The organism is Xanthomonas translucens pv. cerealis (genome assembly GCF_006838285.1).
GTDB classification, from domain to species: Bacteria; Pseudomonadota; Gammaproteobacteria; order Xanthomonadales; family Xanthomonadaceae; genus Xanthomonas_A; species Xanthomonas_A cerealis.
Genome location: NZ_CP038228.1, coordinates 17916 through 34989 on the forward strand (window position 1 = coordinate 17916; position 17074 = coordinate 34989).

Consider the following 17074-nt stretch of genomic DNA (forward strand, 5'->3'; position numbering starts at 1 on the left):
GCAAGGGCTTGGCAGCCACGGCGACGCGAGCGCAGCGGGGCAAGGGCGTGCAGGGGGGGGGGGCTGCGCTGCGGCCCAGCGTAGCCTGCGCAGCGCTGCCGGGTGCGGCATGGGCGCTGATTGGATCCAGCATCCGCTGCGCTTGGCGCCGGCGCAGTGGCCGTTGCCATGCACTATGCGTGCCACGCGCTTGGCGCTGTATCGAGCCGTGTCCGCCGCGCACTGTCGCAGGCCGTGATGCGCTGCCGCGACCGCGCGCACTGCGGCGATGCGTACCGCCATGTCGCCGCCAGCGTCCGTGCAGCGGCCATGCCGGCAAGCACACCGAGCACTGGATTTCCCGCACCTTGACAAACCGGTCGGCACGATCCGCATAGCGTTGTCTTGCGCCATGTCCCGGCAATGGTTCACTTGGCGTGCGCTGTCCTGCGCCGGCCGGGATCGGAATCCGGATGGGCTGTCGCCATGTCTACGAAATCGTCCAGTCGCTCCAGGACGGTCCGAATCGCAGTCCGATTGCTTGCTTAGGGTTTACGTTTTGTTTACAAAGTAAACCACGCCGTCGCGGTGCAGGGGGGCGCAGCGGCCGACCCACATCCTTTCTGGAGAGAGAGACGGATGAATTGCCTGCACCGCCATCTTTTGGTTTTCGCGGTTCCCTTGTGCTTGCTGGCCGGTTCGCCCGCGCTGGCCATCGCCCAGCAGGCCGCGCCCGCTGCCCCCGAGCCCGCCACCACTCTGGACAGCGTGCAGGTCACCGGTACGCGCATTCGCAAGGCTGAGCTGGAGGGCCAGGTGCCGGTGCAGACGCTGAGCCGCGCCGACATCGAACGCACCGGCCTGACCTCGATCGGCGACGTGCTGCAGGAACTCACCGCTTCAGGCTCGGCGTTGAACACGAAGTTCAACTCCTCCGGCAATTTCGGTTTCCCACCCGACGGCAGTGGCGTCGGTGCCGGCTCGGCGCAGGTGGACCTGCGCCATCTCGGCGCCAAACGCGTGCTGGTGCTGGTCGACGGCATGCGCTGGGTCAACGAGTCGTCGGCGTCCGGCGTGGGCGCGGCCACCGACCTCAACACCATCCCGCTGGCCATCGTCGAGCGCATCGAGGTGCTGGAGGACGGGGCCTCGTCGCTGTACGGCTCCGACGCGATCGCCGGCGTGGTCAACATCATCACCCGGCGCAAGTTCGACGGCGGCCAGGTCACGCTGAACTACGGCCAGTTCGACAAGGGCGACGGCGCCAGCAAGGGCGTGGACCTGGCCTGGGGCCACAGCACCGAACACACCAGCGTGTTCCTGGGTGCCAGCTACACCAAGCAGGATCCGATCTATGCGCGCGATCGCAAGCAGTCGCTGTATCCGGTACCCGGCACCGGGCTCAGCTTCGGCAGCTCGGCCACGCCGGACGGCCGCTTCATCTTCGTCGATCCGATCACCGGCGCCGAGCAGGACCTGACGCCGAACAGCGGTGCCGGCGCCCCGACCTACGACGGCAGCGCCGGCTGCACGCGCAGCGACGGCTACCACTGTTTCGGCAGCAGCGACCGCTACAACTTCGCCGCCTCCAACCTGTTGCTGACACCATCCGAGCGCAAGGGCGTGTTCGGCCAGTTCCGCTACTTCTTCAACGACGACGTGCAGTGGTACCTGAAGCTGCTCGGCAACCGCCGCGAGTCGACCAACCAGGCCGGGCCAGAGCCGATCTTCCTCGGCCCCGATGCCGGCACCGGCAATCCGCTGGCCGACAACATCGTCATTTCCGCGGCCAATCCGTACAACCCGTTCGGCTTCGACCTGGATTCGTCCAGCAACCTGATCATGATCGGGCGGCGGCCGGTGGAAGGCGGCGCGCGCGTGTTCGAGCAGCGCGTGGACACCCAGTACGTCGGCACCGGCTTCATCGGCAGTTTCGAGAGCGCCGACCGCACCTGGTTCTGGGACGTCAACGGCGCCTACAGCAAGAACAAGGCCGAGCAGACCAACTACGGCAGCTACAACATCTACAACATCAATCTGGCGCTGGGCGACCCGGCGGCCTGCGCGGCGGTGGCCGGCTGCGTGCCGCTGAACCTCTTCGGCGGCGCCGGCAGCATTACCCCGGAGATGCTGCGCTGGATCCAGCCGGTGGTGCGCGACCGCAGCCAGAACGAGCTGACCCAGTTCACCGCCAACCTCAGCAGCGACCTGTTCACCCTGCCGGCCGGCGCGGTGTCCTTCGCCACCGGCGTGGAGTACCGCAAGTACGAGGGCTTCTATCAGCCCGATCCGCTGACCGTGATCGGCCACTACAACGGCGTGCCGTCGTTGCCGACCGAGGGCAGCTACAACGTCAAGGAAGCCTATCTCGAACTGAGCGTGCCGATCTTCGCCGACTCGCCGCTGGGCGACAAACTCGACCTGAGCCTGGCCGGGCGTTATTCGGATTACTCCACCTTCGGCGGCGAGTTCACCCCGAAGTACGGCCTGCGCTGGCAGGTGTCGCCGGACTTCGTGCTGCGCACCAGCTATGCCGAAGGTTTCCGCGCCCCGACCATCGGCGAGCTGTACGGCTCGGCGGCGCGCGCCGACCTGACCCTGTCCGATCCATGCTCGGTCGGCCTGGGCGGCACCGCGCCGCGCGGCAACGCCGACAACTGCGCCGCGCTCGGCGTGCCGGCCGGCTACCAGCAGGCCAACTCGCAGATCTCGGTGACCACCGGCGGCAACCGCGCGCTGGAGCCGGAGAAGGCACGCAGCTTCAGCGCCGGCTTCGTGTGGAGCCCGTGGTTCGCCAGCAACGTGCCGTGGTCGGACCGCTTCGATGTCGAAGTGACCTTCTACCGCCACGACATCGACGGCGCGATCCAGGCGATCAACGCGCAGACCCAGCTCGACCTGTGCGCGGACACGCTGGACGCGACCTATTGCGACGGGATCACCCGCGCCTCCACCGGCGGCATCAACGGCTTCAACAACCGCCTGACCAACCTCGGCTCGATCAAGACCGACGGCTGGGACGTTGACCTGTTCTGGACCTCGCCGCAGACCGCGGCCGGGCGCTTCAAGATCGGCTTGCAGAACACCTTCGTCACCCGCTACGTCGCCACCGGCGCCGCCGGCCAGGTGCAGCCTCAGCAACCGGGCGTGGAAGTGGTGGACAGTTCGATTCCGGAGTGGACCAGCAACCTGACGCTGGACTGGTCGTTGCACCGCTGGAACGCCTCGTGGACGGTGCGGCACATTTCCGAATTGACTGAGCAGTGCGGCGACGCGGTGGCGTTCCCGGTGTGCAGCAACCAGGCCGCCGGCAGCAACACGCTGGATGCGATCACCTACCACGACGTGCAACTGGGCTACCGCTTCGACTGGATGAAAGGCCTGACCGTCAGCGGCGGCGTCAACAACGTCTTCGACAAGGATCCGCCGATCTGCCTGTCGTGCTCGCTCAACGGCTACGACGCGTCCACCTATGACATCCCCGGCGGCCGTTATCTGTACGTGCGTGCAGATCTGAAGTTCTAGTCGCTTTCGCTTCGCCTGAAGCCGAATGTGGGAGCGACTCCAGTCGTGACGGGCTCTACCGAGAAATCCCGTCGCGACGAATGGCCCGAGGCCACCCGGAGTCACTTTCCCAATTCTTTGCGAGCCGCCGCATTTCTGTAGGAGCCGCTTCAGCCGCGACGGCTTTACCGATAAGGCCTGTCGCGGCTCAAGCCCTACACGGCCTGCGGATCGCTTGCTGGGTGCACCGTAGGAGCAACTTCCGCCGCGACAACGTCCCAAGCCGCAAGGCCCGCCGCTGCGCTCGTCGCGACTGACGTCGCTCCCACAAGGGCGTCACCGGCGCCTTGGAGTTGCGAGGCCGCTTGTGGGAGGGACGTGAGTCCCGACGGCATGCCGGTTGGGAACATTCAGCACGGCGCTCGTCGCGGCTGAAGACAGTTGCTCCTACAGGGAACGCAGCAGCACAGCGAATGCATTCCGCACAGAAAACGCAGCAGCTAACTAGCGCAGCAGCGCCTGCGGCACTTCGATCTCGGTGGCCACCGCCAGGTGATCGGAGAACGCGGCGGGCACTGCGCGCTGTTCGTTGCAGCGCAGGCCGTCGCTGACCAGGATGTGGTCGATCGCGCGCTGCGGGCGCCAGCTGGGGAAGGTCGGCACCACGCAGCCCGGCGGTTGCAGCCGGGTGCGCTTGTACAGGGCCTGCATCTCGGGGCGGTCGGCGACGCAGTTGAAGTCGCCCATCAGCACCGCGTTGGGATGCTCGGACAGCAGTTCGGCGATGAACGCCAACTGCGAGGCGCGCGAGTTGGCGCCCAGCGACAGGTGCGCCACCGCGATCGCCAACCCTTCCGCACCGTCGCCGAACTTGGCCAGCAGCACGCCGCGCCCGCCGAGCCGGCCGGGCAGGGGATGGTCCTGCACTTCGACCGGCTCCAACCGGCTGAGCAGGCCGTTGGCGCTGGACGCCACGCCGCCCATGCGCCGGTTCGGCTGGTGGCTCCAGTAGTTGAAGCCGGCGCGCTCGGCCAGGTAGTGGGTCTGATTGGTGAAGCCAGAGCGCAGGCTACCCGGATCGCTTTCCTGCAGGCCGACGATGTCGTGCGCGCGGGCCAGCTGCGCGATCGCATCCAGGCTGCTGCGCTTGCTCCCCGCCGGCAGCGCATGCGACCAGCTGCGGGTCACGTAGTCGCTGTAGCGGCGCGTGCTGGAGCCGGCCTGGATATTGGCGGTGAGCACGCGCAGCGTGCGGGTGGCGGGGACGGTCACGGCGGCGCGGCCTGGTGGGGGCGGGAGCTTACTTGGCCAGCGCCGCACGCTCGCGCGCGATCAGGTGATCGGCGATGCGCAGGATGTCGTCGTAGTTTTTGCCCTTGACCAGGTACTTGCCGTTGACGATCAGCGACGGCGTGCCGGTGACGCCACTGCGCATGGCGAACTGCTTGGCGCGGTTGGTCTTGGTGCTGACCGCGAAGCTGCCCATGGTGTCGGCGAACTGCTTGGGGTCCACGCCGTACTTGGCGTAGAAGCCGGCGATGTCCTGCACCGAGTCGCGGCCGCGTTCGCCCTTCAGTGTCTCGTCGACGTGGATCGCCTTGTACAGCGCGTCGTGGGTCTTTTCCTGCACGCCCAGCGCTTCGGCGGCGTAGAACGCGCGCGCGTAGTCGTCCCAGGTGCCGCCGAACATCGCTGGCACGTAGACGAAATGCACGTCCGAGGCCAGGCCGGCCTTCCACGGGCCGATCTGGGGCTGGAAGCGCGCGCAGGCCGGGCACACGTAACCGAACACTTCGGCCACTTCGATCTTGCCATTGGTCGGCTGGAACGGCTGGCCGCCGGGGATGTCGATGTAGTCGGTGCCGGCGACCGGTTCGGCGCCGTTCGGGGTCCGGGCCGCGACCGGTGCGGCCGCAGCGTCAGCAGCAGGCTGCGCGGTGGTGTCGGTCGCGGGAGCGGCGTTCCCGGCAGCGGCAGCCGAGGCGGTGTCGTTGGCGCCGGTAGCGGGTGTCGCCGTGGCGGCGGCAGGCGCGACGGTATTGGTGGTGCCGTCCTGGGCCTTGCATGCGACCAGGATAGGCAGCATGGCCATCAGGGTCAGGGCGAAGCGGGTCTTCATCGGCGGCATCTCCAGCAGAATGGGGGGCGAACGCCAAGCGCGCCGGAAGCGCGGCTGGCAACCCCATCATGATGCCATGGCGTGGATGAAGCGCCGTGTGGCGGGTGCGGCCGGGATTACTTGCCGGGGCGCTCGCGCGCGACCAGCGCATCGGCGATGCGCAGCATGTCCGTGAAATTCTTGCCCTTGACCAGGTACTTGCCGTTGACCACCAGCGCCGGGGTACCGGGGATCTCGCTGCGCGCGGCAAAGTCGCGCGCGGCCTTGACCTGCACGGCCACCTGCGGGCTCTCGTAGGTGGCGATGAAATCCTGCGGCTTGACCCCGTACGCGGCATAGAACGCGGCCAGTTCCTCAGGCGCCACGTTCTGCACCGGCACGCTGTGCTTTTCGTGGATCGCCTCGAACAGGTCGTGGTGGCTGCGGGTCTGCACGCCCAGCTTCTGTGCGGCATAGAAGGCGCTGGCGAAGCTGTCCCAGAAACCGCCGAACGCGGCCGGCACCAGGGTCACCCGCACGTCCTTGCCCTGCTTGCGCGTCCATTCGTCCAGGGTCGGCTCGAAGTGCGCGCAGTGCGGGCAGGTGTAGCCGAACACCTCCACCACTTCGATCTTGCCGGCCAGCGGCGCGAACGGCTGCGGTTCGGCGATCAGCGTGTAGTCCTCGCTTTCGATCAGGGCGGCGGTCTTGGGCTGCGCGCAGGCGCTCAGCGGCAACAGGGTGAGCAGGCACAGCAGCAGGCGCGGCAGACGGTTCATGCGATCTCCATGGCAAAAAAAGCACGCCGGTCGTGACGACCGGCGCGGGGGGGAAGCGGTGCGGCGCTGCGGCGGCTGCGCGCGCTCAGGATTGTTGCGCAGGCGCCGCCGGTTGCGGCGCGGCCGGTGCCGGCGCGGGCTGCGCCGCGGCCGCATCGTTGGCGCGATCGTGCAGGCCCTGCAGGTAGCTGCCCAGCGCCTTCATCTCCTGCTCGGTCAAGGGCTTGGCCACCTGCGCCATGATCTTGAACAGGGTCGGATCGCGTTCCTGGGTGGTGCCGGACTGGTATTCCTGCAGGCGCCGCGTCACGTAGTCGGCGTGCTGGCCGCCCAGATGCGGATACGCCGGACCGGGGTTGCCGGCGCCGGTGGGGCCGTGGCAGCCCATGCACGCCGGAATCCCGCGCGCCGGATCGCCGCCGCGGTACAGCTGCTGCCCGACCTCGTAGAACTTCATCCCAGCGTACGGGCCTTCGTTGACCACTGCGTCGTCGGCGATACCGGCGCCGGCTTTCTGCGTGGCGAAGTAGGCGCCGATATCGCGCATGTCCTGCGCGCTGAGCGGCTGCACGAACGGCAGCATCGCCGCGACCGCGCCGGAGGTGCGCTCGCCGTGCGCGATCAAGGCCATCTGCCGCGCGCTGTAGCGCTCGCTCTGGCCGGCGATGCGCGGATACATCGCCAGCGCCGGATTGCCGTCGGCGCCGTGGCAGGCGGCGCACGCCGTGGCCTTGCTCTGGCCGGCCTTGGGATCGCCCCACGCTACCTTGCCGACATCTCCTTCCAGCGGCGCGGTGCGCACCGGCGCGTTGTCGGGAATGGGAACCACCGAGGTCTGTGCGAACGCCACCGCAGCGGCGACGGAAACGGCTAGACCGGCAAAGGCAAGAACGCGAGCGTGGCGCATTAGCTGAAGCTCCGTGTGACCCAACCCGCGGCTGCCAGGCCGGCGACCGCACTCGCGCGATTATCCGCGCGTGGCGCCCTGGCGGTCAACGAACCCCGCCGGGGCCGGCGGACGTGCGATCCTAGCGCCATGTCGCTCCTCATCGAACGTGCCCAATACCTGCTTTCCGCCCACAACCCCCGGCAACTGCCGGAGGACGGGGGCTGGGAGGTGGCCTTCGCCGGCCGCTCCAACGCCGGCAAATCCAGCGCGCTGAACGCGCTCACCCGGCAGAACGCGCTGGCTCGCGTGTCCAAGACCCCCGGCCGCACCCAGCAGCTGGTGTTCTTCCAGATCCAGCCCGAGCGCTATCTGGTGGACTTGCCCGGCTACGGCTACGCCAAGGTGCCGCTGGAGCTGCAGGCGCACTGGCAGTCGTTCATCGACAAGTATTTCCGCACCCGCGAGGCCCTGCGCGGCCTGGTGGTGGTGATGGACATCCGCCACCCGCTGAAGGACTACGACCGGCAGATGCTCGGCTACGCGGTGCAGCGCGGCCTGCCGGCGCATGCGCTGTTGACCAAGGCCGACAAGCTCGGCCGCGGCCAGCAGGCGCAGGCGCTGCAGCAGGTGCGCAAGGACCTGTCCAGTTCCTTCGGCGACACGGTCAGCGTGCAGCTGTTTTCCGGCGAGACCCGCCAGGGCGTGGACGAGGCGCGTGGCATCGTCGGCGGCTGGTTGGGTCTGGACGTGGAGCCGAACGCAGCGGAATGAGCGCGCCGGCGCCGGACCTCCGGCGTCTTGTGCCCGCGCTGCTTGCGATCGATCGCGAGCAGCAGACGCGGCCTTTCTATCTGGGTTGGCTGCATCGCATGTGCAATACCGGGCGCCCGAAGGTACGGGCGCAGCCTCGTCCACCCGAACTCCGCGAGTCGCTTCGCGCCGGACCCTTACCCCAACCCCTCTCCCGGCGGGAGAGGGGCTAGCGGCTGTTCCCTTCTCCCGTCGGGAGAAGGTGGCGCGTAGCGCCGGATGAGGGTACGTGCGCAGCCTCGTGCACCCAAACTCCACGAGACGCTTCGCGCTGGACTCTCACCCCAACCCCTCTCCTGGTGGGGGAGGGGCTCAGGCGCGCTGCGGCTGTTCTTCCTTCTCCCATCGGGAAGAAGGTCGCACTCAAGGCGCCGTCGGCAACGGCGCGAACTCGGCCGGGACCCAGGCGAACGCGTCGCCGTCGCGGCGCACGTGGCCCAGGCCCGGGAACGGCAGATGCGCGCCGGCCACCCACCAGCCGCCGTCGACGGCCTGGGCCATGGTCCGCTTGCGTGCGGCGATCGCCGCCGCGCGGTCGCTGTCGGCCTCGTACGATGCCTGCGGTTGCGCGAACTGCACCGCGTGGTAGTGCACCAGATCGCCCCACACCAGCAACTGCTGGCCGCTGCCGCCGTCGAAGCGGTAGGACACGTGGCCGGGCGTATGCCCATGCGTATCCAGCGCCACCGCATTACCGGGTAACGCATCGCCGGGACGGAAGCGGCGCAGCCGGTGCTTGGCCTGGTACGGCGCTGCCGCCGCGCGCGTCAGCGGGAACGCGAACGTCAGCATCTGCGCTGCGCTCGCTTCGCTGGCCGGATCCAGCCAGTACGCGGCATCGGCCGCGCTCAGCCATACCGTGGCGTTGGGGTAGGCCGCCTGTCCCTGCGCATCGAGCAGGCCGCACAAGTGGTCCGGGTGGGCGTGGGTCAGCAGCACGTCGTCCACCTGCGCCGGCGCGTAGCCGGCCGCGCGCAGGTTCGTCAGCACCTGGCCCAGGCCGGGACCGAAGCAGGTGGCGGTCCCGGTATCGACCAGGGTCAGGTGCGTGCCGTCCTGGATCAGGTTGGCGTTGACCGCGGTCTGCAGGCCCTTCGCGGTTTCCGGCATGTAGCGATGGTCGAGCAGGCGCGCGATCGCGCCGCTGTCCAGATTGGACAACTGCGCGCGCGGCAGCGGCACCGTACCGTCGAACAGCGCGGTGACGCGCAGCCTGCCGATCGCCTGGCGGTAGACGCCGGGTACTTGCTGGACGGGTGCGGCCGGCGCGGCGGCACGGGCGGCCGGCAGCAGCGGCAAGGCGATCGCGGCGGCCAGCGCCAGCAGGGCTAGCGGGCGCGAGATGGAAACAGGCATCGAGAGATTCCAGCGGAAGCGGCGTTCGCCGCGGTGCCTGCATGCTGCGCGTGCGGGGCGGCGCGATTCGCTCATTCGGCTGCGTGCGGCGCTCAGTCCTAATTGCCGAAGCGCGCCGGATCCAGGCCGTAGCGCTGCTGGAAGCGCTGGCTGAAGTTGCGCGTGGAACGGTAGCCGGCGCGCGCGGCCACCGTCTTCAGCGGCCAGCGCGTGGTGTAGAGCAGTTCCATCGCATGCGCCAGGCGCGCGTCGGTGATCAGTTCGCGCAGCGACGTGCGCTCGCCGGCCAGATGCCGGCGCAAGGTCGCCCCGCTCAGGCCCAGGCTGTCTTCGAGATCGTGCGCTCGCCATGCGCGCTGCGGCTGCGCTGCGATCAACTCACGCACCTGCGCGGCGATGCTGGGTGCCGGCGGCAGCAGCAGGCTGCCATGGCCGCGGCGGCAGAACGCCACCACCAGCGACGCCAGCGCCAGCCTGGCTTCGGTGTAGTGGCCTTGCTGCATTGCCTGCCGCCACTGCAGCAATGCGCTGCCGAACTCGACCGCGCGCAGCCGCGCCAGTTCCGCGCCGGCCGCGGGCAGTGGCTCGTTCCACAGCATGCGTGCGGCGCTCAGCGCTTCCTCGCACAGTGGGATCACCGCGCTCAGATAGATGCCACTGTGCGGGTCTGGGATATTCACCACGTCGATGCGGCAGCGCCGGGTGATCAGGAACAGATCGCCCGGCGCGAACTCCAGCGCCTGCGTCGCCGTGCGCACCTGCTTACGGCCTTGCAGCAGGATCGCCAGCTGCGGCCGAAGAATGTCCACCGAGTGCGCCCCGTGTTCGCGGCGCGCGGCGATGCAGGCGTAGCCTTCGGCGCGTTCGCACTCCACCAGCGTCGCCAGTCGCGCGAGCAGCAGGAATTCGGGGTCGTGGGTGTCGGCCATCGCTGGCGGTGCTACCGCAGTGCGTAGCGGCGCATGCGCGGCGTCGCTGAAATGATGCGGCCCGCGGTCGGCGTATTTCCGATCCGAAGCGGCCGAAGGTGATTGCAGTCGCGATGGGGGTGGCGCCGTGGTCCGTGTCGCCACCGCTGGATGGAGGCCGTCTGGCGCGCTGCAATGCCGGAAAGGAATCGCCTTGGTGCAGGCTGTGCAGCGTCGGATCAGATCTGCACGCCGAACAGACGGCCGACCGCGCCGGTGGCGAGCATCGCCGCCGCACCCCAGAACACCACGCGCCGCGCGCCGCGCACCCCGGACGCGCCGCCTGCGCGTGCCGCCAAGGCGCCGGTCAGCGACAGCCCGAGCAGCGTCGCCGCGCCGGTCACCCACACTTGTTTGCCGGCCGGCGCCAGCAGCGCGGCCAGGATCGGCAGTGCCGCACCGCAGCAGAACGCGGCCGCCGACGCCAGCGCTGCCTGCAGCGGCCGCGCGCGCAGGGTGTCGGTGATGCCCAGTTCGTCGCGCGCATGCGCGCCCAGCGCATCGTGCGCGGTCAGCTGCTCGGCGACCTGGCGCGCCAGCGCCGCGTCCAGCCCGCGCTGGCGGTAGATGCCGGACAGTTCGTCCAGCTCGCTTTGCGGATCCTCGCGCAGTTCGAGGCGCTCGATCGCCAGGTCGGCGCGTTCGGTATCCACCTGCGACTGCACCGAGACGTATTCGCCGGCGGCCATCGACATCGCGCCGGCGACCAGGCCGGCGATGCCGGTCGCCAGCACGGCGGGCGCCGGCGCACCGCTGCTGGCTACGCCGACCACCAGCCCGGCCACCGACAGGATCCCGTCGTTGGCGCCGAGCACCGCCGCGCGCAGCCAGCCGGCGCGGTCGCCGCGATGCAGTTCGGAATGGGAGGGGCGCATTGGATGCCTGCACGGTGGGGGAACAGGCCTGCAGCCTAGCCCAGCGCTGCGCGGCCGGCGCTGCTGCGTCTCACTCTCGCCGCTGCCAGGCACGCGGATCGTGGAATGCTGCAGCACCGCCGGTAGCGATGTGGGCTTCGCGCCGGTCACGCTATAGTGCGGCCCTTGCGATGCTGGCGGGCCATCCCCACATCGCCCCCTCTTCCGTGCGAGCCTGCCCTTGTCGAGCCCCAGCCACGTTGCCGAGACGCCGATCACCGATCGCACCGAACTGGTCGAGGTGCTGGCCTCCGGAGAAAAGCCCGAAGCGCAGTGGCGCATCGGCACCGAACACGAGAAGTTCGGCTTCCGCCTGGACGACCTGCGCCCGCCGACCTTCGACGGCGAGCGCGGCATCGAGGCCCTGCTGACCGGCCTGACCCGCTTCGGCTGGGAGCCGGTACGCGAAGGCGGACACACCATCGCGCTGCTGCGCGACGGCGCCTCGGTGACGCTGGAACCGGCCGGGCAGCTGGAACTGTCGGGCGCGCCGCTGGAGACCATCCACGACACCTGCGTGGAAGTGGGCAGCCACCTCAACGAGGTCAAGCAGGTCGCCGACGAACTGCGCCTGGGCTTCCTCGGCATGGGCTTCCAGCCGAAGTGGCGCCGCGACGAAATGCCGTGGATGCCCAAGGGCCGCTACCAGATCATGAAACACTACATGCCCAAGGTCGGCTCGCTCGGCCTGGACATGATGACCCGCACCTGCACGGTGCAGGTCAACCTGGATTACGCCAGCGAAGCGGACATGATCAAGAAATTCCGCGTGTCGCTGGCGCTGCAGCCGATCGCCACCGCGCTGTTCGCCGACTCGCCGTTCACCGAGGGCAAGCCCAACGGCTACCTCAGCTATCGCTCGCATATCTGGACCGACACCGATGCCGACCGCACCGGCATGCTCGACTTCGTGTTCGAGGGCGGCTTCGGCTACGAGCGCTATGTCGACTACCTGCTGGACGTGCCGATGTACTTCTCCTACCGCGACGGCACCTACGTCGATGCCAGCGGGCAGAGCTTCCGCGACTTCATGCAGGGCAAGTTGCCGGCGCTGCCGGGTGCGCTGCCGACGCTGCGCGACTGGTCCGATCACATGACCACCGCGTTCCCGGAAGTGCGGCTGAAGAAATACCTGGAAATGCGCGGCGCCGACGCCGGCCCGTGGGGCAGGCTGTGCGCGTTGTCGGCGTACTGGGTCGGCCTGCTGTACGACGATGCCGCGCTGGACGCGGCCTGGGACCTGGTCAAGGATTTCAGCCTGGTCGAACGCCACGCGCTGCGCGACGGCGTGCCGAAGCAGGCGCTGAAGCTGCCGTTCCGCAACGGCAGCGTGCAGGACCTCGCCGCCGAATCGGTGAAGATCGCCCTGAACGGCCTGCGCCGCCGCGCCCGCCTGAACGGCGACGGCCAGGACGAATCGCGCTTCCTGGAACCGCTGGTGGAGATCCTGCACGCCGGCGAGACCGCGGCCGAGCGCAAGCTGGCGCTGTATCACGGTGCGTGGCAGGGGGATGTGGATCCGGTGTTCTCCGAGTTCGCGTACTGACTTGAGCGGATCTGCGCCGCTGCGGTTCGGCGGTATGCGCAGCATCACGCTCCTGTTTCAGCGGTAAGAGTTGAAGCCAAAAAAATGGGTGGGTAGAGTACCCGTCACAGGGGGGAATTGAATTCGCTAAGGGGTACTTATGAGCCAGAAGATAAATGGGATGCTCGTCGCCTTGTTGTTTTGCGCGGGACTTTTTCTGAGTCCTTGCGGCAAAGCCAAAGATCATCCGCTTGATGCCGCTGCCGAACAGATGGCTGCCGAGTTGACGGATGCGCAGGCCGAGCAAAAGGCATTGCGGTTGAGAACCGCGCCGATCCATTCTGCCGCATTGCTCAAGGAATACCTGGCGAAAGAGGATGCGTCCAGCCCGCTCAACCTGCTTTCTCCTGCTGCAAAGAAACGCTTCGTCGAGTCGTTGAGGTTCAATGAGACAGGCGTGACATCGTTCACTTACAGCGATATCGAAGCGGAACTTTCTGCAAGCCAGGCCTATCGTCTGCTGTCGCTATTCGGCCTGGAGAGCACGATTTCCTCCATGCACAAGATGCGTGTTGATGGGGAGGAGGATATAAACGTGAATCGGGCCTTCCCGACTCCTGGAAGGGGGCCAGATGAGGATCACAACGATTACAAATGTGAAAGCCCGCACAACTGCGTGGAGAGTGTGGGTACCATTTGCATGAGTGCTTGCTGATGCCCTTGTCGCGCCCCTTGGGGTGTCTTGTCGGCGCCGCCATCCTTGCGATGGTGGCGCCTTTGGTCTGTGCTGCAGCGGCACCAGAGGTGCCTGAGCCTTCGCTCTATGATGCGCTGGCGGACTACAACGAGAGTCTGCGCGATCAGTCCGGTGCGCAGCGAGCCGAGGCGGTCGTGGACAGGTACGAACGCATCGCCGGCGCCATCGATCCCTGCGGCAAGGCTGGCGCCCCTATCCACGACGACGATCTGTTCAGGGCGACAGTGCTTGCCGAGGGGTATTCGTTCGACCCCAGGCATGTGCGCAAGATCGGTTGTCTGTACCGGCGGCTGCAAGCGCAAGGGCGGATTACCCGCTGGCATGTCATCTCCTATGCCGAAGCCTTGGCTTCGATTAGCCGCTTCGACGAGGCGAACCGGATACTGGCGTCATTGCCCACTCGGCCGGTCGCGCCTTTGCCCGCGCTTTCGTTTGCGCAGAAGGCCGATTCCCGGCGTGTGATCGACATCGACTCGCCGACGCATGCCGTGGTGCGCTCTCTCGCATCGCGCGAGCGTCGCCTGGCCGTGTTCGCCGTTGTCCATCCGGATTGCCATTTCTCGGTGAACGGGCTCGCTGAGATCGTCGCCAACGAGGACGACCGTTGGTTGCGGGAGGTGCTCGTGTTGCTTGTCGCGCCTGGCCCGACTCCGCCCGTCGATGGGATCCTGGCGTGGAATCGGGGCCAGCCGACCTTGCCGATGCATCTGATGTATCGACGCAACGACTGGAAGTTTCTGAAAAGTATCGATACGCCGACGTTCTATCTGATGCGTGGCGACACCATTCTCGATACGTTCACAGGGTGGCCCAATCCCACCGGTCTTGCCCGGATGAAGGCCGCGCTGCAGCGGGAAAGGCACGCGCAGCGCAGCGGGCCTGCAGCCGTGCCAGAGCACCACGGTCGGGGTTACGCGGCGCTTGCAGGCCATTTGCCCTGAATGCTCACGCCACCGCCTGGCACGGCAACTCCACGCGCACCCGCAGCCCACCCTCGGGGCGGTTGGTCAGGGTGATCTCGCCGCCGTGGGCGAGCACGATGCTGTGCGCGACCGACAGGCCCAGGCCGATGCCGCCGGTGTCGCGGTTGCGCGAGTTCTCGCCGCGGAAGAACGGCAGGAACAGTTTCTCGTGCTGTGTCGGGTCGATGCCGGGGCCGTCGTCGTCGATCCACAGCACGCAGTCGGTGCCGTCGCGGTGCAGTTGCAGGCGCGCGCGCTTGCCGTACTTCAGTGCGTTCTCGAGCAGGTTCATCACCATCCGCCGCAGCGACAACGGATCGCCATCGAGGGTGATGGCCTGACCAGCGACGAAGCTCGCCTCGGCGCCGGTGTCGCTGGCGTCGTCGACCACGCTCTCCACCAATAGGCGGAAATCCAGCGGTGCGCGGGTGCTGCGGCGGCTTTCGTTGTGGATGAAGTCCAGCGCTGCGGAGATCATCGCCTTCATTTCATCGATGTCGGCGATGGTCTTGTCGCGCAGCGGCGGCTGCAGGCCTTCCAGGCGGAACGCCAGGCGCGCCAGCGGGGTGCGCAGGTCGTGGGCGATCGCCGCGACCATGTGCGTGCGCTCGTTGATCAGGCGGTTCAGGCGCGCCTGCATGGCGTTGAACGAGTCGGCGGCCTGCACGATTTCGCTGGGACCGCTGCGCTGCAGCGGCTGCGCATCGGGATTGCGGCCGAGCCGGTCGGCGGCTTCGGCGAAGCGGCGGATCGGCGCGGCCAGCGCGCGCGAGAACCACCACGCCAGCGGCAACATCGCCAGCAGGCCGGCCACGAACAGCAGCGCGACCTGGGTCTTGAACGCGGCGGAGAAACGCCGCGGCGGCGACACCACGCTGCGCCAGCGGCCGTCGGGTTGCTGCAATGCGGCAGTGAAGCCGCCGAGCAACGGCGATGCAGGGGCCAGGCCGCGCTCGCGCCAGCGCGAACCGGCTGCGCGCAGTGCGGTACCGAGACCGCCGGGGGGGCGTTGCTGTTTGGCGGCGGAGCCGGCGGCAGTGCGTCTGCGCCTGGATCTGTGCCGGGGTCGAATGGCGCCTGCGGCGGTGCGTCGGCGTTGGCAAACGATGGCGCTGCATCGTGCAGGAAGCGCGCGTCGCCGGGCGGGCCGAAGCGTGGTCGCAGGCGGACCCGTTCTTCCGGAGTGAAGGTCCGGTTAGGAAACTTCTCGTCGCCGCTGCGATAGAAGCGCACCTGTTCCGGCGCCACGTCCAGCCAGTTGGTCAGCATGAATTCGGCGAAGCGGTCGCGGACCTGCCCCGGCGCCGGCAGCGGCGCCTGCCTGGAGGCGTGCACCTTCAACGTCTGCGTGCCGGCCGGCATCTTGGTGGTCAGCAGCGCGATCACTTCCGGCGGATGCACCGGCATTTCGTAGACCGGCGTGCGCAGCACCAGCAAGGCGATGCCGATCAGCTGCGCGGTCAGCAGGGCGGCCAGCAGCAGCAGGAAGGTGCGGGCGAAGATCGAGACGCCGCGGCGACCCCGCTGCTTGGGCGTGCTCACAGCCGGGCGACGCTCGGCAGCAGCATGTAGCCCTCGTTGCGCACGGTGCGGATCAGTTCTGTCTGCACGCGTTCGTTGATCTTGCGGCGCAGGCGGCTGATCTGGCTGTCGATCGCGCGGTCGTAGACCTCGGTGTCGCGGCCGCGCGCGTAGTCGAGCAACTGGTCGCGGCTGAGCACCCGTTGCGGATGTTCGACGAAGGTGCGCAACAGGGCGAACTCGCCGTCGGAGAGGTTGATGAAGATCCCGGTGGGGTCGCGCAGGTCGCGGCGGATCACGTCCAGGCGCCAGCCGGCGAATTCGTAGACGTTGCCGCGCGCCTCCGGCAGCAGCGTCGCCGCCTGGCTACGACGCAGCAGTGCGCGCACGCGCGCCAGCAGTTCGCGCGGATTGCACGGCTTGGCCAGGTAGTCGTCGGCGCCCACTTCCAGGCCGATGATGCGGTCGGTGTCGCTGCCCAGCGCGCTGAGCATGATCACCGCCGGCGCGCCGCGCTCGCTGGCCAGCTGCCGCGCGGCGCTGAGGCCGTCTTCGCCGGGCATCATCACGTCCAGGATCACCAGGTCGGGTTGGCGTATCGCCATCAGCCTGCGCATGTCGGCGACGTTTTCCGCCGCTTCCACCTGGTAGCCGTGCTCTTGCAGGAACTCGCTGATAAGCCGGCGCAGATCGGGGTCGTCGTCGACCACCAGAATGAACGATTGCATATCCATGATCTTGAAGGGCGGCCGTTCGGAGTACAGCCAGTCTAGGCGCGGCCGCTGCCGCCTGGAACCGGTGCGGGCAGGCCATCGCTGCTGGGGCAAGGCGGCGCGTGATCGCGGGAGCATGATAGGCAGCGTCTGCAGTGGACTCATGGCCGGTTTGTGGCGTATTCAGACACGTGCAGACACAAAGTGCTGACGTTGCATCCGGTTTGGAGGTGGACCGTCCTGGCTTTCGAGGAGACTGCTTCGTTCGAGAAGGTGGGGCCAGGATGAGGAAGTTCCCG

The 17074-nt window shown here is 68.1% G+C and carries 13 protein-coding genes and 2 pseudogenes; 5 read left to right on the top strand and 10 right to left on the bottom strand.

The features are described from left to right. Positions 1 to 618: 618 nt before the first annotated feature. Positions 619 to 3504, top strand: a complete 2886-nt coding sequence (locus tag E4A48_RS00075) for a TonB-dependent receptor (RefSeq protein ID WP_142741642.1) — start codon at positions 619 to 621, stop codon at positions 3502 to 3504. A gap of 483 nt (positions 3505 to 3987) precedes the next feature. Here E4A48_RS00075 and E4A48_RS00080 read toward each other — a convergent pair whose 3' ends face one another. The 4 genes from E4A48_RS00080 to E4A48_RS00095 form a co-directional block, all read right to left on the bottom strand. Next, a complete protein-coding gene (locus tag E4A48_RS00080; RefSeq protein ID WP_039006016.1) occupies positions 3988 to 4755 on the bottom strand; it encodes an endonuclease/exonuclease/phosphatase family protein in 768 nt (255 codons plus the stop codon). Between the two features lie 28 nt (positions 4756 to 4783). Then, entirely contained in the window at positions 4784 to 5602 is an 819-nt protein-coding gene (locus E4A48_RS00085; RefSeq protein WP_039008968.1) for a thiol:disulfide interchange protein DsbA/DsbL, read from the bottom strand. 116 nt (positions 5603 to 5718) lie between these two features. Beyond that, positions 5719 to 6360 carry a thiol:disulfide interchange protein DsbA/DsbL gene (locus tag E4A48_RS00090; RefSeq protein WP_142741643.1) on the bottom strand — a complete coding sequence of 214 codons (642 nt, stop codon included), beginning with the start codon at positions 6358 to 6360 and terminating at the stop codon, positions 5719 to 5721. 85 nt (positions 6361 to 6445) lie between these two features. After that, positions 6446 to 7267 (bottom strand): c-type cytochrome, encoded by an 822-nt coding sequence (locus E4A48_RS00095; RefSeq protein WP_142741644.1) that lies wholly within the window; start codon positions 7265 to 7267, stop codon positions 6446 to 6448. Positions 7268 to 7396: 129 nt separating this feature from the next. Between E4A48_RS00095 and yihA the strand changes: the two genes are divergently transcribed. Then, entirely contained in the window at positions 7397 to 8020 is a 624-nt protein-coding gene (gene yihA, locus E4A48_RS00100) for a ribosome biogenesis GTP-binding protein YihA/YsxC (RefSeq protein WP_039006013.1), read from the top strand. Between the two features lie 402 nt (positions 8021 to 8422). Here the strand turns inward: yihA and E4A48_RS00105 are convergent, their stop codons facing one another. The 3 genes from E4A48_RS00105 to E4A48_RS00115 form a co-directional block, all read right to left on the bottom strand. Continuing rightward, on the bottom strand, positions 8423 to 9415 hold the full coding sequence (locus tag E4A48_RS00105) for an MBL fold metallo-hydrolase (protein ID WP_142741645.1): 993 nt from the start codon (positions 9413 to 9415) through the stop codon (positions 8423 to 8425). Between the two features lie 98 nt (positions 9416 to 9513). Further along, positions 9514 to 10344 (bottom strand): helix-turn-helix transcriptional regulator, encoded by an 831-nt coding sequence (locus E4A48_RS00110; protein ID WP_142741646.1) that lies wholly within the window; start codon positions 10342 to 10344, stop codon positions 9514 to 9516. 218 nt (positions 10345 to 10562) lie between these two features. Continuing rightward, positions 10563 to 11258, bottom strand: coding sequence for a VIT1/CCC1 transporter family protein (locus tag E4A48_RS00115; RefSeq protein WP_142741647.1), 696 nt, complete (start codon positions 11256 to 11258; stop codon positions 10563 to 10565). A 220-nt stretch (positions 11259 to 11478) separates the two neighbouring features. Between E4A48_RS00115 and E4A48_RS00120 the strand changes: the two genes are divergently transcribed. The 3 genes from E4A48_RS00120 (at position 11479) to E4A48_RS00130 (ending at position 14520) form a co-directional block, all read left to right on the top strand. Beyond that, positions 11479 to 12843: a glutamate--cysteine ligase gene (locus tag E4A48_RS00120; RefSeq protein WP_039006008.1), complete on the top strand. Its 1365-nt coding sequence runs from the start codon at positions 11479 to 11481 to the stop codon at positions 12841 to 12843. A 139-nt stretch (positions 12844 to 12982) separates the two neighbouring features. Continuing rightward, a complete protein-coding gene (locus E4A48_RS00125; protein WP_142741648.1) occupies positions 12983 to 13537 on the top strand; it encodes a nucleoid-associated protein in 555 nt (184 codons plus the stop codon). Next, the gene (locus tag E4A48_RS00130) at positions 13537 to 14520 is read left to right on the top strand and encodes a hypothetical protein (RefSeq protein ID WP_142741649.1); all 984 of its coding nucleotides are present in this window, start codon (positions 13537 to 13539) and stop codon (positions 14518 to 14520) included. Before E4A48_RS00125 ends, E4A48_RS00130 begins: the two co-directional genes overlap by 1 nt. Before the next feature lie 4 nt (positions 14521 to 14524). Here E4A48_RS00130 and E4A48_RS21510 read toward each other — a convergent pair. From E4A48_RS21510 to E4A48_RS00140, 3 genes and pseudogenes are all read right to left on the bottom strand, one after another. Then, a pseudogene (locus E4A48_RS21510) lies at positions 14525 to 15481 on the bottom strand (ATP-binding protein); the annotation flags it as partial. A gap of 274 nt (positions 15482 to 15755) precedes the next feature. Then, positions 15756 to 16083 (bottom strand): annotated as a pseudogene (locus E4A48_RS21515) (two-component sensor histidine kinase); the annotation flags it as partial. After that, a complete protein-coding gene (locus tag E4A48_RS00140) occupies positions 16080 to 16796 on the bottom strand; it encodes a response regulator (RefSeq protein WP_058196796.1) in 717 nt (238 codons plus the stop codon). The pseudogene E4A48_RS21515 and the gene E4A48_RS00140, both read right to left, overlap by 4 nt. Positions 16797 to 17074: the final 278 nt, after the last annotated feature.